Annotated in this window: 15 protein-coding genes; 7 read left to right on the top strand and 8 right to left on the bottom strand. The window is 69.0% G+C overall.

Features of this window, described 5'->3' with window-relative positions:
* The first annotated feature begins 178 nt into the window (after positions 1-178).
* Positions 179-538, top strand: a complete 360-nt coding sequence (locus tag ACYVIP_RS05475) for a hypothetical protein (protein ID WP_460392663.1) — start codon at positions 179-181, stop codon at positions 536-538.
* A 96-nt stretch (positions 539-634) separates the two neighbouring features.
* Here the strand turns inward: ACYVIP_RS05475 and ccrA are convergent, their stop codons facing one another.
* Complete coding sequence (gene ccrA / locus ACYVIP_RS05480) at positions 635-1,975, bottom strand: crotonyl-CoA carboxylase/reductase (protein ID WP_460392665.1); 1,341 nt, start codon at positions 1,973-1,975, stop codon at positions 635-637.
* Between the two features lie 128 nt (positions 1,976-2,103).
* On the opposite strand from ccrA, the gene ACYVIP_RS05485 reads away from it, so the two are divergent.
* Positions 2,104-2,652: a hypothetical protein gene (locus ACYVIP_RS05485; RefSeq protein ID WP_460392667.1), complete on the top strand. Its 549-nt coding sequence runs from the start codon at positions 2,104-2,106 to the stop codon at positions 2,650-2,652.
* A gap of 41 nt (positions 2,653-2,693) precedes the next feature.
* On the opposite strand, the gene ACYVIP_RS05490 is transcribed toward ACYVIP_RS05485, so the two are convergent.
* The 4 genes from ACYVIP_RS05490 to ACYVIP_RS05505 form a co-directional block, all read right to left on the bottom strand.
* The gene (locus tag ACYVIP_RS05490; protein ID WP_460392669.1) at positions 2,694-3,680 is read right to left on the bottom strand and encodes an NAD-dependent epimerase/dehydratase family protein; all 987 of its coding nucleotides are present in this window, start codon (positions 3,678-3,680) and stop codon (positions 2,694-2,696) included.
* Positions 3,677-5,056 carry a nucleotide sugar dehydrogenase gene (locus tag ACYVIP_RS05495; RefSeq protein ID WP_460392671.1) on the bottom strand — a complete coding sequence of 460 codons (1,380 nt, stop codon included), beginning with the start codon at positions 5,054-5,056 and terminating at the stop codon, positions 3,677-3,679. Before ACYVIP_RS05495 ends, ACYVIP_RS05490 begins: the two co-directional genes overlap by 4 nt.
* A 166-nt stretch (positions 5,057-5,222) precedes the next feature.
* Positions 5,223-6,344, bottom strand: a complete 1,122-nt coding sequence (locus ACYVIP_RS05500) for a DegT/DnrJ/EryC1/StrS family aminotransferase (protein WP_460392673.1) — start codon at positions 6,342-6,344, stop codon at positions 5,223-5,225.
* Positions 6,341-6,805, bottom strand: a complete 465-nt coding sequence (locus ACYVIP_RS05505; RefSeq protein ID WP_460392675.1) for a sugar 3,4-ketoisomerase — start codon at positions 6,803-6,805, stop codon at positions 6,341-6,343. The genes ACYVIP_RS05500 and ACYVIP_RS05505 overlap by 4 nt, the downstream gene beginning before the upstream one ends.
* A gap of 189 nt (positions 6,806-6,994) precedes the next feature.
* On the opposite strand from ACYVIP_RS05505, the gene ACYVIP_RS05510 reads away from it, so the two are divergent.
* A complete protein-coding gene (locus tag ACYVIP_RS05510; RefSeq protein ID WP_460392677.1) occupies positions 6,995-8,173 on the top strand; it encodes a glycosyltransferase in 1,179 nt (392 codons plus the stop codon).
* Positions 8,174-8,246: 73 nt separating this feature from the next.
* Here the strand turns inward: ACYVIP_RS05510 and ACYVIP_RS05515 are convergent, their stop codons facing one another.
* The 3 genes from ACYVIP_RS05515 to ACYVIP_RS05525 are packed head-to-tail and all read right to left on the bottom strand — an operon-like array spanning position 8,247 to position 11,829.
* Complete coding sequence (locus ACYVIP_RS05515; RefSeq protein WP_460392679.1) at positions 8,247-8,819, bottom strand: NUDIX hydrolase; 573 nt, start codon at positions 8,817-8,819, stop codon at positions 8,247-8,249.
* Positions 8,782-10,233: a DHA2 family efflux MFS transporter permease subunit gene (locus ACYVIP_RS05520; RefSeq protein WP_460392681.1), complete on the bottom strand. Its 1,452-nt coding sequence runs from the start codon at positions 10,231-10,233 to the stop codon at positions 8,782-8,784. Before ACYVIP_RS05520 ends, ACYVIP_RS05515 begins: the two co-directional genes overlap by 38 nt.
* A 6-nt stretch (positions 10,234-10,239) precedes the next feature.
* Complete coding sequence (locus ACYVIP_RS05525) at positions 10,240-11,829, bottom strand: MDR family MFS transporter (RefSeq protein WP_460392683.1); 1,590 nt, start codon at positions 11,827-11,829, stop codon at positions 10,240-10,242.
* A 221-nt stretch (positions 11,830-12,050) separates the two neighbouring features.
* On the opposite strand from ACYVIP_RS05525, the gene ACYVIP_RS05530 reads away from it, so the two are divergent.
* The 4 genes from ACYVIP_RS05530 to ACYVIP_RS05545 all read left to right on the top strand — a co-directional run bounded on the left by ACYVIP_RS05530 (position 12,051) and on the right by ACYVIP_RS05545 (position 15,599).
* Positions 12,051-13,295, top strand: a complete 1,245-nt coding sequence (locus ACYVIP_RS05530; RefSeq protein WP_460392844.1) for an MFS transporter — start codon at positions 12,051-12,053, stop codon at positions 13,293-13,295.
* Positions 13,296-13,423: 128 nt separating this feature from the next.
* The gene (locus tag ACYVIP_RS05535) at positions 13,424-13,909 is read left to right on the top strand and encodes a cupin domain-containing protein (protein ID WP_460392685.1); all 486 of its coding nucleotides are present in this window, start codon (positions 13,424-13,426) and stop codon (positions 13,907-13,909) included.
* A gap of 5 nt (positions 13,910-13,914) precedes the next feature.
* Positions 13,915-14,850, top strand: coding sequence for an amidohydrolase family protein (locus tag ACYVIP_RS05540; protein ID WP_460392687.1), 936 nt, complete (start codon positions 13,915-13,917; stop codon positions 14,848-14,850).
* Positions 14,847-15,599, top strand: coding sequence for an SDR family NAD(P)-dependent oxidoreductase (locus tag ACYVIP_RS05545; RefSeq protein WP_460392689.1), 753 nt, complete (start codon positions 14,847-14,849; stop codon positions 15,597-15,599). Before ACYVIP_RS05540 ends, ACYVIP_RS05545 begins: the two co-directional genes overlap by 4 nt.
* The last annotated feature ends 19 nt before the right edge of the window (positions 15,600-15,618 follow it).

Consider the following 15,618-nt stretch of genomic DNA (forward strand, 5'->3'; position numbering starts at 1 on the left):
GATCTAGCGGAATCCGAGAAGCTCCGACGCAGGTGACGCCGCTGCTCTACGCCCCGGGGCGTAGCTGAACAGCCTTCGTACGCCCGATGCCGCACCGGCGCCGACCTGCGACTCTGTGATCAGCCGCACGAACGTGAAGCTCGGTCGCAGTACCCGCTTTGCTAAGGAGAGTAAGGAAATGAACTACCCCACCGCCCGCAATCTGACCGCGGCCGGCCTGGTCGGTGTCATCGTCGGCATCGTGTTCCTGCGCATCGCCGGCGTCGACATGCCGCCCGTTCCGCCAGGCGCGGTCATCTGCCTGGTCGCCGCCATCGCCATGTACACCGCGCCCTGGCGCTGGGTCCCGATCGTGGCCATCGTCGGCGCCCTGCTCGAGACGATCCCGTCCATCGCCGGCGTCACCAGCGCCGAGCAGGGCGGCCTCGAGGTCCTCGGCGACTGGGTCCGCGTGCTCGGCGCGGTCACCGCGCTGGTGTTCAGCATCATCGCCACCATCGCCTCCTTCAAGGGCGCGAAGACGGCGACCGCCGCCTGAGGAGTCACCCGACACCTACCAAACCGCCGGCCGCGACTGTCGCGGCCGGCGGTTTCGTTGTCTGCGAGAGGTATCCGAGATGTCCCGGAGTTGGGGTCAGGCGGCGTGCCGGAACAGGTGGAGCCGGTCCTCGCCGACCTCCGCGCGCAGCGACGGGTCGGTGACCCCGAGGCCCTCCTCCGGCGCCAGGCAGAGCACCCCGACCTTGCCGATGTGGTTGTTGGTCTGCACCAGCCGCACCGCCTCCGGCACCTCGGCCAACGGGTACACAGTGGACAGTGTGGGCGCGATCTTTCCCCGGCTGATCAGCTTGTTGCAGTCCACCTGCTCACGCATGTTCGCCCCGTGGCTGCCCACGATCCGCTTCACCCGCATCCACAGGTAGCGGTTGTCGAACTGGTGCTGGTAGCCGGTGCTCGACCCACAGGTGACCACGGTGCCGGCGGTCTTGGCCACGAACACCGACAGCCCGAAGGTCTGCTGGCCGACGTAGTCGTAGACGATGTCCGGGTCGGCGCCGACCTGAGTGCGGATGATCTTGCCGAGCCGGCGGCCGATCTCCATCGTCCTCGCGGAGTCCAGGCCGTCGTAGCCGCCCATGCCGAGTTCCTCGCGGTTGATCACCACGTCGCACCCGAGCTTCTTGGCGAGGTCCACTTTGGCCGCCGAGCCGACCACGCCGACCGCGATTCCCCCGCCGTTCTTGACGAACTGCACGCCGTAGGCGCCAAGACCGCCGGTGGCGCCCCAGAGCAGCACCACGTCGCCCTGCTTCATCCTGGCGCCGTGGTCGCTGACCAGCATCCGGTAGGCGGTGCTCGCGCACAGCGGGTTGCACGCCGCCTCCTCCCACGACAGGTGGGCCGGCTTGCGCATCAGCATGCTGGACCGCACGACGCAGTAGTGCGCGAACGAGCCGAAGTTGGTCTCGAACCCCCAGGCCAGCGTGCCCCCCTTGATCGCGTCGTCCTGGGCGAGCGGGCTCTGGTCGTCGACGTAGGCCGGGCTCACCACGACGTGGTCGCCGAGCTTCCAACCACCACGCACCCCGTCACCCATGGCGACCACGACGCCGGCGGCGTCCGAGCCGACCACCTGGTGGGGCTGGTCGTGGCGGGACTCCCACTTGCCCTGGCGGCCGAGGTGCTTGAGGAACTGGAAGGTCGGCAGCGGCTCGAAGATCGCCGACCACACGGTGTTGAAGTTGACCGCGGCGGCCATCACCGCGACCAGGACCTCGTCAGGTGCCAACTCCGGCATTGGCACCCTGCCTAAGCGTAAGGACTTGCGGACGTCCTTGTCGGCGACGCCGCGGAACATGTCCACGTCGTCCTGGTGCAGGTAGGCGGCGTAGTAGTCACTCGGTACGCCGACCCGTGACAGCTCCTCGGGCGACGCACCGTCCACAACGGCCTGACCAAGCGCATCAACGTTCATGTGCCCATCCCTTGTTCGGGTCACGGCGCCATTCGCCGATCTGCCTGGCCTGGCCACGACTGATCCTGTAGCGCCGGTGCGGTTTAATGATCTGGTAAGTAGTTCCCACGCCACGGGGAGTAACTCCGGTGACGATTGAGAGCAAGGCGACCGACAACGCCGCCGCCAAGCCGGCTCGTCGACTTGGCCTGATGCCGCCACCGGTGCGCAAGACGGTGCTGGTCCTGCACGTGATGACGGCCGTCGGTTGGCTCGGGGTCACCTTCGCGGACGTGGTGCTCGGCGCGGCGGTGCTCACCACCGACAGTCCGGACCTCCAGCACGGCATCCTGCTCGCGCTCGGCGTGATCGCCGACGTGCTGTTGATTCCCATTGCCTGGACCGCGTTTCTCACCGGTTTGCTGCTCGCGCTCGGCACCAAATGGGGACTGATCCGCTACAAGTGGGTACTGACAAAGTTCCTGCTGACCACGCTGGTGGTCACGCTCACCACGTTCTCGCTCGCCCCAGAACTCCAGTCACGACGCGACGCGGTGGAGAACACCGCCGGCGACCAGCTCGTGCCGCTGGACGACATGGCGATGATCTCCGCCGGCATCGTGTCGACCTCGATCTACACCATCTGCGTACTGCTATCGGTGGTCAAACCCTGGGGCCGCACCCGCTGGGGACGCTGAGCCGGGCGACCGGATTCGCGGATCCCGCATCGACTCACTCCCTACTCCGCGCCGCTGTCGGCCAGGTCGAGCCACCACTTGCTGGCCCGTGCCCACTCGATCGTCCTGGCCAGCCCGTCCTCCAGCGAGGTCTCGCACGTCCAGCCGAGGACGGTGCGGGCCTTGGTGTTGTCCGGAATCCGGCGGGTGAGGTCCTCATAGGACTTACCGAGCTTGGCCCCGGTGTCCACATGGTGCAGTTCGACGTCCGGCCCGGCCAGCTTGACGATCAGCTCGGCCGCGTCGCCGATGGTGGTCTCGGTCATGCTGCCGATGTTGAACACCTCACCGATCGCCTGCGGACTGTCCGCGGCCAGCAGCGTGCCGGCGATGGCGTCGTCGATGTAGGTGAAGCACCTGGTCTGCAGGCCGTCGTCGTAGACGACGACCGGCTTGTCGTTCAACGCCCGGTGCACCGAGCGGCTGACGATGAAGCCCGGCCGCTGTCGGGGCCCGTAGGCGTTGAAGTAGCGCACGATCGTCGCCTCGAGGCCGCGCTGGCGGACGAAGGCGAACGTGAGGTGCTCGGTGAGCGCCTTGCTCGAGCTGTAGGTCCAGCGGTCGGCGGCGGTCGCGCCGAGCACCCGGTCGTCGTCCTCGCGCCACGGCACCGCCGGGTTCTTGCCGAACACCTCGCTGGTGCTGGCCACCACGACCTTCGCGCCCGCGTCGGTGGCCAGGTCGAGGACGTTGCGGGTGCCGGTGAAGTTGACGTCGATGACGTCCAGCGGCCGGGCGAGGTAGTTGTCCACGCCGACCACCGCGGCCAGGTGGTACACCACGTCCACGTCGGCGGTGATGGCCCCGGACAGCGCCTCGCGGTCCAGGATGTCGCCCGGCAGGTACTTGGCGTGCCGGCGGGCGGTCTGCTGCCAGTCCGGCGGCGGCGCGCCGTCGAAGATGATGACCTCGTCACCGCGAGCGATCAACTGCTCGACCAGGTGACTGCCGATGAACCCACACCCACCGGTAACCACCACGCGGCTCATCGGCCGACTCCGCGGTAGTCGTAGCCGAGGGCGCGTAGTTCGGCGATCTTCTCGCGGGAGTAGTAGGCGCGGCCGTCGAGCACCAGGCAGGACTGCGCGACCGGCAGGTTCGCGTAGTCGATGTCGGTGAAGTCGCGGTGCAGGGCCAGCACGGCCACGCAGTCGGCGTCGCGCACCGCGTCGGTCAGCGAGGTCGCCAGTGGCCGGCCGAACATCTTCTCCGCCTCGGCGGCGTCGACCAGCGGGTCGTAGACGACCACCTCGCCGCACGCCCGGTCCAGCGCCTCGACCGCGTCCTTGGTCGGGGTCGCGCGCAGGTCGCCGGTGTTGTTCTTGAACGCCAGCCCGAGCACCGCGATCTTCGAGGTCGCCGGGTCCTTGCCGAGCTTGGTCAGACCGTCGACGGCCAGCTGGGCGGTGTACTCCGGCATGCCGGCGTTGACCGCGCGGCCGGCGGGGGCGGTGAGGATCTCCAGGCCGCGCTCGCGGGCGGAGTACCAGACCATCCACGGGTCCTTGGTCAGGCAGGAGCCGCCGACCCCGACGCTGGGCAGCAGGATGTTGACCATGCCCTTGCCCTTGGGGATCGAGTTCGCGGCGGCGATGACCTCCAGCGCGTCCACGCCGAACAGCGCGGAGAACTTCGCCAGCTCGTTGCCGAGCGCGATGTTCAGGTCGATCCACCAGTTGTCGGCCAGCTTCACGATCTCCGCGGCCTCCAACGAGTCCAGCGCGATCACCTCGACACCGAGGGCCTGGCGCCAGAACTCGGCGGCGTCGGCCGCGCTGTCCGCGTCCAGCCCGCCGGCCACGATCGGGAACGTGTTCAGCTCGTGCAGGGCGGTGCCCTCGGCCAGCCGCTCGGGGGTGAAGGCCAGGCCGAAGTCCTCGCCGCCGATCAGCCCGCTGCTCTGCAGCAGCGGCAGCACCAGGCTGCGGGTGGTGCCCGGCGGCACGGTGCTCTTGAGCACGACCAGCTGACCGCGGCGCAGGTTGCGCGACAGCTCCCGGATCGCGCTCTGCAGCTGCTCATCGGCCAGCGAGCCGTCCTCGCGGACCGGTGTGCCGACGGTCATCAGCACCACGTCGGCCCCGCCCGCCTCGGCGGCGTCGGTGGACACCCGCAGCTTGCCGGCCTCGATCCCGGCGAACAGCAGCTCGGGCAGACCCTGCTCCTCGAACCGGCAGAAGCCGGTGTTCAACTCGTCGATGAGTCGGGAGTCGGTGTCGATCCCCACCACGTCGAGGCCACGATCGGCGAGCGTCGCCGCGATACATGAACCGACGTATCCGAGACCGATAACCGCTACTTTCAGTTCATGTTGCCCAGAAATGAATCGCATTGAACAGCTCCTCAGCAGAGCGACGGCCGCCATCGATACCGCTAAGGTTGACGTCGCCGCTGTCCCCACGTAGTGGGCCGGTGGTCACCAGGGAACCGGGAATTCGTCACGTTCTCGATCCGGCCACGAGCGGAAAACTCGCCGAAAAAACGCCGAATGCCGCCCGGATTCGAGCGGCATTCGGTGGTTTTCGCCAGGGTCAGGCGGCGCGCAGGCCGAGTTCGGCGACCACCGCGCGCACCGCGGCGATCACCTCGCTGACCTGATCGTCGGGCAGGTGCGGGCCGATGGGCAGGCTGAGCACCTCGCCGGCGAGCTGTTCGGCGATCGGCAACGAGCCCTCCGTCAGCGCCGCGTCGGCGTAGGCGGGCGAGCGGTGCGGGGGCACCGGGTAGTGGATCAGCGTGCCGATCCCCGCGGAGGTGAGCCGTTCCTGCAGTTCGGCCCGCCGCTGGTCGCGCACCACGAACAGGTGCCAGGCGGGCTCGTGGTCGGGCGCCACCGCCGGCAGCACCAGCCCGTCGAGGCCGGCGAGCTCGGTCTGGTAGCGCTTGGCCACCGCGGCCCGGCGGGCGTTCCAGGTGTCCAAATGCGACAGTTTGACCCGCAGCATGGCCGCCTGCAGCTCGTCGAGCCGGGAGTTCGTGCCCTTGACCTCGTTGTGGTACTTGACCCGCGACCCGTAGTTGCGCAACAGCCGCACCTGGTCGGCGATCTCCTGGTCGTTGGTGACCACGGCACCGCCGTCACCGAACGCGCCGAGGTTCTTCCCAGGGTAGAAGGAGAACGCCGCCGCGCGCCGGGCGCCGATCCGCTGGCCGCGGTAGCGGGCGCCGTGTGCCTGGGCCGCGTCCTCGATGACCGCGAGGTCGAACTGGTTCGCGACCACCTCGATGGCGTCCAGGTCGGCCGGCCTGCCGTAGAGGTGCACGGCGAGGATCGCCCTGGTGCGATGGGTGATCGCCGCCTCGATCCGCGCCGGGTCGAGGTTGAACGTGCTCGGGTCGGGTTCCACCGGGACCGGGGTGGCCCCGGCCGCGGTGACCCCGAGCCAGGTGGCGATGTAGGTGTTGGACGGCACGATGACCTCGTCGCCGGGGCCGATGCCCAGCGCCCGCACGATCAGCTCGATCGCGTCGAGACCGGAGCCGACGGACACGCAGTGCCGGCCGCCGCAGTAGGCGGCGAACTCGGCCTCGAACGCCTCGCACTCCGGCCCGAGCAGGTACCAGCCGGACTCGAACACCCGCTGGGACGCCGCGTCCAGCTCAGCGCGCAGCTCCTGGTACGGCCCGCGCAGGTCGAGGAAGGGGACCTTCATGCGATCCTCCGGGCGTCGGCGTAGAAGTCGTCGTAGTGCTGGTAGTACTCGGTCGGGTCGTAGGGCTCGTTGACCAGCCACAGCCCGACCGCGTCCGCGGTGTACTTACGCATGTCGCCCCACACCATCGGGCCCACGTACAGGCCCCGGCTGGGGTTGTCGAGCAGGAAGGTCTCCCGGTTGAAGCCGTCGTCGACGGTGACCTCGAAGCTGCCGTGCACGGCGGTGATCAGCTGGTGGATCCGGCGGTGGCCGTGGCCGCCCCGGTCCATCCCGTCCGGCACGTGGTGCACGTAGAACGCCCGCTTGATCTCGAAGTCGATCTCGGCGCCCGGCTGTACCACGGTGAGCTTGCCGCGGGGGTCGCCGTGTTCGGTGAGCTGGACCATTCGGCAGGGGTTGATCCGACCGACTACCGTGTGCTGGTCCTGGGTACCTGGCCCTGGCAATACGTCGGTCACCCGACACCACCTCACTGATTTAGCGTGCAGATGGCAATGACGGTCCCATTCGAACAGTCCCACACAGTAGGGCGAAATTCCCGGGTAACCGGGACCGGTTCCCAGCGCGGTTCCCGGCCCCCTTGGCGCTCGATCGAGACCCCCTCGAATATTTCCTACCGGCCCGGTTTCGTGTTTAGCATGGCGGTCATGCGTGTTGTCTTCTCGGGCCTTCCGTCGTTCGGACATTTCCTCCAACTGCTGCCGCTCGCGATCGCCACGCGCGACGCCGGCCACGACGTCACCGTCGCCACCGGCGAGGTGCGGCACTCCTTACTCGCCGACCTCGGCCTCAACCCCGTGCGCGCCGGCCGGTCGACCAACGACGTGGTCGCCGAGGCGACCACGCAGGTGCGGGCCGAGACCCCGGGCTTCGACGACCTTGAGCAGCGGGCCGCCATCGAGGTGATCTCGCGGAAGTTCAGCTGGCTCATGACCAAGGCGTTCGTCGACGACCTGGCACCGGTGCTGGCCGACTTCCGGCCGGACCTGCTGATCCACGGGGCATACAGCCCCGGCCCTGGCCTGGCCGCCCGGCTGGCCGACGTTCCGGCGCTGTGCCACGGCACCGGCCGGCCGCGCTCGGACGAGGACACCCTGATGGCCAGCTCCGGGCTGGTACTGCGGGACTACGCGGCCACCCTGGGCATCACCCTGCCCGACGCGTACCCGATCTACCTCGGCAACAAGTTCCTCGACATCTGCCCGCCGTCGCTGGACGACCCCCGGTTCATGGCCACCGCAGACCGCACCGAGCTGCGCCTGGTGCCGTTCAACGCCCACCAGGGCGAGCTGCCGGCCTGGGTGCGCGACCGGGACCGCGACCGGCCGCTGGTGTTCCTGTCGCTTGGCACCGAGTCCGACTCGGTGGAGATGCTGCGCGCGGCCATCGACGGTCTGTCTACGTTGGACGCGACGGTGTTGGTCGCCTCCGGCAAGCTGGCGCCATCCGCGCTCGGTGACGTGCCGGACAACGTGGTGCTCGAGGGCTGGGTGCCCCAGGCCGACCTGCTGCCGCACGTCGACCTCGTGGTGCACCACGGCGGCAACGGCACCACCTTCGGCTCCATGCACGCCGGCCGCCCGCAGCTGTTCCTGCAGAACAGCCCCGGCCCGGACCAGCTGCTCAACGCCGAGATGGTGTGCGCCGCGGGCGCCGGCGAGCGGCTGCTGTTCGCCGAGGTCACCGCAGAAGCCGTGGCGGCCAAGGGCAAGGCGTTGCTCGCGGACACCGCCCGGCTGGACGCCGCGCTGGAGATCGCCAAGGAGATGGAAAGCATGCCATCACCCGACGAGGTCGCGAGCCAGCTCCCGCAACTGGCCGGCTGACCCGGCCCCGGCTGCGATGCCCTGAATGAGGCATTGGCGACGTTCAACGTCCGCAATGAGGCATTCAGGGCGGTCAGGCCGCGGAGCGGGGGGCCCGGTTGGCGCCGGGCACCTCCGCTTCGCGGTCCAACAGCAGCTGCTGCAACGCCACCACCGTCACGCCGCCGACGATCTCCCGGCGGCTGATCATGCCCTGGATGTCGGCGAACGGAATCCAGTACACCCCTTCGGACTCGAAGGGGTCGGACGCCGGGCCGGTGTAGGTCGCCTCCTCGGCGAGGTAGACGTACTGCGCGGCGTCGGCGATGCCCGCGATCGGCTGGATATAGGCGATCTCGCGCAGCTTGTCCGGCCGCCAGCCGGTCTCCTCCTCCGCCTCGCGCATCGCCGCGTGTGCCGGCTGTTCACCTTCGTCGACCCAACCGCCTGGCAGTTCCCAGTTCCAGGCGTCGGTGGTGATCCGGTGCCGCCAGACCATCAGCACCCGGTCGGTCGCCCGGTCGACGATGGCGATGCCGATCGACGGCCGCACCTTGAGCACGTGGTGCTCGTAGCGGCCGCGACCCGGAACCTCCACATCGGACAGATAAAGGCCAAGCCATGGGCAGCTATAGATCTGCCGTTCCCCGAACACCGTCCACTGCATCTGCTCTCCTAACCTCGGGCTCTGGTATTCCCGACCGCCACGCCAGCAGCAGCGCGGGTACCGCGCTCGCGATGGCCAGCACCAGCGGTAACCAGAACACGTTGCCGAAGGCGAGGTGGACGGCGTCGGGATTCCTGGCGAGCTGCGCGTCGAGCACGACGACGAACAACGCGACCGCGCTGGACGCGCCGAAGTCCCCGATGACGCTGAACGTCGCGGTCGCGTGCGGTATCCGCGCCGGGTCGAGCCTGCGGTAGGTCGCGGTCATCGCCGGCATCATCGTGCACCCGGTGCCGACCCCGATGATCCACAGCGACAGCCCGAGCCGCAGGTAGTTGCCGTCGTCGCCGGCCTGGGTGAAGGAGACGAAGCCGGCCACGATCAGCGGAATCCCGCACAGCACGATCATCCCCGGTTTGCCCCGGTCCACGATGCGCCCGGCGATGGGCATCATCATCGCGACCCCGAGTCCCTGGGGCACCAGCAACAGCCCGGCGTTGAGCGGGGTCTCCCCGCGCGCGAGCTGGTAGTACAGCGGCAGCACCATCATCGCGCCGCTGAGGATCGCGTTGGCCAGGAACAACACGCCCGCCGCCGAGGCGAACGTGCCGTTGGCGAACAGCCGGATGTCCAGCAGCGGCTTGTCCACCCGGCGGGCGTGCCGGACGAACAACGCCAGCAGCACCACCCCGGCCGCCGAGGGCAGCAGGAACGACGCCGAGGTGAGCGCCGCCATCGAGGACACGTTCACCAGCCCGTAGACCGACAGCGTGACCCCGGGGCAGAGCAGGAAGAAGCCGCGGGCGTCGATCCGGTCCCGCTCCGTCGGCTGGTCCCGGTCGAAGATCCGCGCGGAGAGCAGGATCGCGATCAGCCCGATCGGCAGGTTGATCAGGAAGATCCACCGCCAGGACACCAGGTCGAGCACGATCCCGCCGATCACCGGCCCGAGCACCGGGCCGAGCACCAGCGGCACGCCGACCAGGCTCATCGCCCGGCCCATCCGCTTTGGCCCGGCGACCCTGGCCACCATCGCGGTGCCCACCGGACCGAGCATGCCGGCGCCGACGCCCTGGATCACCCGGAAGAGGATCAGGCTGGCCGGCGACCAGGCCAGGCCACACAGCAGCGAGCCGAACGTGAACAACGCCAACGCGCCGAGCCAGAGTCTCCTGGCGCCGAACCAGGCCGTCGCCCAGCCGGTGAGCGGCACGACCATGGCCGAGGCCAGCAGGTAGACCGTGGTGACCCACTGGATCGTGGCCAGGTCGGAGTCGAACACGTCGGCCAGCGTGTGCAGCGCGACGCTGATGATGGTCATGTCGATGATCGGGGTGACCGCGCCGAGCGCGACGATCATCGCGACCGCGAGCACCTTGCGGTCCAGCGGCTCGCTGAGCTGTTTGCCCGCCATGCCGGTCTAGCCCCGCGCCGCTGGCTCTGCGCCGGCGGGGGCCTGGTCGCCGCCGCCGTCCTGCTGACCGTGACCGTGCCCGTGTTCGTTGCGCAGCTTGGTGTTCGGCAGGAACCAGGCCAGCACCAACGCCACCAGCATCAGGCTGCCGGCCACCGTGAACACCCGCGACAGCCCACCGGTGAACGCCTCGATCACCTGTGGGTAGACCTCGGGCTGGGTGGTCGCCAGCTGCTTGATGGCCGCCGGGTCCTGGTAGACCGCGTTGGCGGTGAGCTCGGAGGTGGCCGCCGAGCCGAGCTGGGCGGCGAGCACCGCGCCGAACGCGGCCGCGCCGATGGCCGAGCCGATCACCCGGATGAAGTTGGCCTGCGCGGTGATCGTGCCCAGCTCCCGGCGGCTGACCAGGTTCTGCAACGCGATGATCAGCTTGGAGATCACCATGCCCATGCCGACGCCGAGGACCGCCTGGAACAGCCACAGCTGCCAGGCCGGCGTGCCGGCGTCCAGCAGGGACAGCAGGAACAGCCCGCCGCTCATCGTGGCCACCCCGGCGACCACCACGACCTTGGTCCGCCCCAGCAGCGCGGCGATCAGCCAGCCGGACAGCCCCGAGCCGAGCATGACCGCGATCATCAGCGGCAGCAGGTTCAGCCCGGCGACCGTCGGGTCGTCACCCCGGACGACCTGGAGGTAGATCGGCAGGAAGAAGTACGCGCCGATGGTGGCCACGCCGATGACGAAGGTGATCACCATGGCCAGGCTGATCTCCGGGGTGCGGAACAGCGCGAGTGGCACGATCGGCTCCTTGGCCCGCTTCTCCCACACCAGGAACAGCGCGATCAGCACCACCGCGGCGGCGATCAGGCCGATGATCTGCGGCGAGCCCCAGGCGTACTCGGTGCCGCCCCAGATGCTGATCAGCACGAGCACCGAGATGACCGCGACCAGCAGCGTCGCGCCGAGGTAGTCCACCGAGGTCTGCCGGCTGACCCGGGGCAGCCGGAGGTTCCTGGCCAGCACGAACAGCCCGATGAGGCCGATCGGCACGTTGATCCAGAAGCACCAGCGCCAGGAGACGTACTCGGTGAACGCGCCGCCGACCAGCGGCCCGGCCAGCGAGGCGAGCGCGTACATCGCGCCGACCATGCCCTGCACCCGGCCGAGCTGGCGGGGCGGCACGACGCTCGCGGAGATGGTGAACGCGAGCACGACCAGCCCACCGGCGCCGATGCCCTGCACCGCGCGGAAGATCACCAGCTGGGTCATGTCCTGGCTGAACCCGACCAGCAGCGAGCCGACGGTGAAGATGCCGATGGAGAACATGTAGACCGGCTTGGGGCCGTAGAGGTCGCCCAGCTTGCCGTACAGTGCCATGGCGGCCGTGGTGGTCAACAGGTAGGACGTGACTACCAGTGAGAAGGCGTCGATCTGGCCGAACTCGCCGACCATGGTCGGCAGTGCGGTGCCGACGATCGTCTGGTCGAGCGCGGAGAGGAGCTGCCCGGTGAGCAGCACCATCAGCACCGTCCGCAGCTGCCACGGCGCGAGCCCGACCTGTGGCGACCGTGCGTCCGGTGGGTTGCCTTCGGCCATCGGGGCCTCCTCTTGCGCTGGGCGTAGGTCGGTCAAGCGTGCGCTCTCCGGTGTCCCACCCGCGTCCAGCGGACGTCCCACCGAAACTGGGAAAGTGTCCACTTCAGCCGTGATGACAGGAAACGGTCATTTTCTCGAGCTGGCGTTGAAGAAGGTTCGAGTGGCCCGCTAGAACGTCCTCTGTGGCGGTTTACCAGGTGGTCACGAGAATGCGTGGTGTGATGGTGAATGACAAACGCGGGATATGGGGGCTGTTCGTTCCCCTGTACATGAGCCAGTTCCTGGCGATCGGCTTTCTGTTCACCGCCCTCACGGCGATTTCCCGGGATCGGGGCAACGATCTCGAGGACGTCGGGGTCATCTACGTGCTCGGCATGGTCTGGGCGGTGAAGTTCCTGTGGGCGCCGCTGGTCGACAAGTTCGGCTCGAGCAAGCGCGGGCACTACCGCTCGTGGCTGCTGTGGACCCAGCCGCTGTCGGTGCTGGCGATCCTCGCGATCATCCCGCTGGACGTGGTGAACGACCTGTGGGTCATCCTGGCCGCGCTGGCCGTGGTGGCGATCCTGTCGGCCACCCAGGACGTGGCCACCGACGCGCTCGCGGTGCGCACGATCAGCGCGCGCGGCCGGGGCGGGATCAACGGCCTGCAGGTGGGCGCCGGGTTCGTCGGCGACATCATCGGCGGCGGGCTGGTGCTGGTGGTCTACGACTGGTGGGGCTGGACGCCGGCGATCCTGACGCTCGCGGTGTGCACCGCGCTGCCGATCATCGGGGTCAAGCGCTACCGGGAGCCGGCGCTGGTCCAGGTCACCCAGGCCGCGCCGCGACCGACGATGCGCTCGCTGTTCCGTCAGCGGGGCGCGGCCAGGTGGGCGTTCGTGCTCACCCCGTTGATGGCCCTTGGCATGCCGGGGGCCTACGGCCTGATGGTGCCGATCATGATGGACGCCGGGGTGTCCATCGGCGCGGTCGGCCTGCTGACCAACGGCATCGGCGGCGCGATCGGGTGTGTCGCGGCGATCGCGGCCGGGCTGCTGATCCCTCGGCTGGGGCGCAAGCGGGCACTGGTGCTCTACGGGCTTGGCCAGGTGGTCGCGATCGCGGCGATGCTGCCGTTGGTGTTCAGCGGCGGCATGTTCTGGGTGCTGACCGCGATCGTGCTGCTGAACATCTTCAACACCGCGTCCTACGCGGCGATGTACACGATCAACATGGACTACGCCCGGCCGGCGAGCGCCGGCTCGGACTTCACCGTGCAGACGAGCATCTCCTACGCGCTGCGCTTCGGCAGCGCGGGCATCATCCTCGGCCTCGCCAGCTCGTTCGGCTACGCCTGGGCGCTGGTGGTCTGTATGGGACTGGCCGCGCTCGGCGTGATCGCCACCATCGCGCTGTTCATCGAGAAGGACGATCCCGACCAGACAGCTGCCGAGGACTCCGCCGTGCAGGTGCCGCAACCGGCTTAGCCAGGCCGAAATCCGGTACGGACGCCGGGTCGGGGCCGGTCCCCGATCCGGCGTTGCGCGTTCCTTGAGGCTGCCTCCGTATAAACGAAAAGCGTTGGGTCACAACGCAGACGAGGGTAGGAGTGAGCATGTCCGACACGAAGCCGTTCCTGTGCGGGCCGCAGGAAGGCCGGGCCATCTGGCACTTCGGCTCGCTGGTTGTCTTCCGGGCGACCGGTGAGGACACCGGCGGTCAGTACTGGCTGGCGGAGATGTCCTGCAACCGCGGCTACGGTTCGCCGGTTCACGTGCACAGCAGGGAGGACGAGCTCTTCCACATCCTCGAGGGCGAGATGAGCATCGAGGTCGGTGGGCAGCTGTACAACGCGACCGCCGGGTCGTCGGTGTTCCTGCCGCGCGACGTGCCGCACTCGTACAAGGCGGAGTCCGACACCGTGCGCACGCTGGTGCTCGGCACCCCGGCCGGCTACGAGAACTGGTTCTTCGAGACCGGAACGGCCGCCGAGACGCTGGAGATCCCCGCGTTCGACCCGTCCACGTTCCCCGACTTCGGCGCGGTGATCGCCTCGACGCAGAAGTACGGTGGGCAGGTGCTCGGGCCACCCCGGGACTGACCACCATGATCATCGACGTTCACGGGCATGTCACGCCGCCGGAGTTGTTGAAGCGTTTTCCCATGCCGCCGAGTCTCGGCGACATCGATGGCATGGTGGCGCGTAAGGCGGCGCTGGGCATCACCACCACGGTGGTCGGCAGTCCGGTCGGCGCGGGCACGATGCTGCCGATCCCGGGGATCGACAACTACGCGCAGTCCGCGGACTCGCTGGCCAGCTTTCACGACTGGGTCGGCGAGACCGTGCGGGAGAAGGGCGGCCGGCTGGCCGGTTACGTCTACGTCAACCCGCTCGAGGGGTCGGCGAGCGTGGCTCGGGCGGCGGAGTTGTTGGCAGCGCCCGAGTTCGTCGGCCTGATCGTGAACTCGAGTGTGCGCGGGGAGTTCCTCAACGACGCGCGCAGCGACGAGTTCTTCGCCATGGCCGAGCAGACCGGGGCACCGGTACTGCTGCACCCACCGGCGGTGCCGGTCGGGGCCGACGCGATGAAGGCGGTCGGCGCGATCGAGCACGTCGTGCGTCCGTGTGACATCACGATGGGCGTGGCGGCGATCCTGCTCGCCGGGCGGCTGCAACAGTTCCCCGGGCTGAAGCTGATCGCGCCGAACGCCGGCGGCGCGCTCGCCCTGCTCGCCGAGAAGCTGGACATGGCGCAACGTCGCGACAATGTGGACGGACCGCCGATCTCCCAGCAGCTGCGCCAGATCTACGTCGACACCGGCACCCCGTCGGTCACCGCGTTGCGGGCGGCCGCCGAGGTGTTCGGGCCGGACCGGATGCTGTTCGGTACCGACTCGCCGCCGTTGGCGACCCCGCTTGACGCGGCACTCGAGGCGGTCGACGCCCTCGGCCTGTCCGAAGTGGACAAGTCGAAGGTGTTGTTCGGCAACGCGGCGGAACTTTTCGGGCTGGATTCGGTCGGGTTGAGGAGGGCGTCATGACCGAGCGGCAGCGGGTGCTGGTGGTCGGCGGGTACGGCGGTCTTGGTGCGGTGATCTGCGAGCAGTTCGCCGCCCAGGGTGCCGAGGTGGCCATCGCCGGCCGGTCGCTGGACAAGGCGACCGAGCTGGCGGAGAAGCTGGCCGCCGACGGGCACACCACGCTGCCGGTCGCGCTGGACGTCGTCGACTCGGCAAGCATCGACGCCGCCGTGTCCGAAGTGGACGCGGCATTCGGCGGGATCGACGTGCTGGTCAACTCGGCGAGCAAGCTGATCACCGTGCCGGCAGAGCACTTCGACGAGCGGCAGTGGATCGAGGTCGTTCAGGCCAACCTGGTCGGCGCCTTCCTGCTGTCCCAACGAGTTGGCCGGCACATGCTGGCCAACGGCGCCGGGCGGATCATCCACCTGTCGTCGGTCCGTGGCGACGCGGGCGGGCGGATGGGCTTCTCCGCGTACGGCGCGAGCAAGGCGGGGGTCAACCTGCTGGTGAAGCAGTTGGCGACGGAGTGGGGTGCGCGCGGGGTCACGGTGAACGCGGTGGCGCCCGGGTTCATGCGGACCGACTTCGTCGAGGCCGCGCAGCAGAACGAGCAGTTCGTTGCCCGGTTGCGGCAACGGATCCCGATCGGCCGGTTCGCCGAACCGGACGAGGTGGCAAGCGCGGTGACCTACCTCGCCTCGCCACTGGCCCGGTTCGTCAACGGCCAGGTCATCTACGTCGACGGCGGCGTGACCGCCAGCCATTGATTCCCTTGTGATGGAGGTA

It is taken from the genome of Actinophytocola sediminis (genome assembly GCF_054779715.1).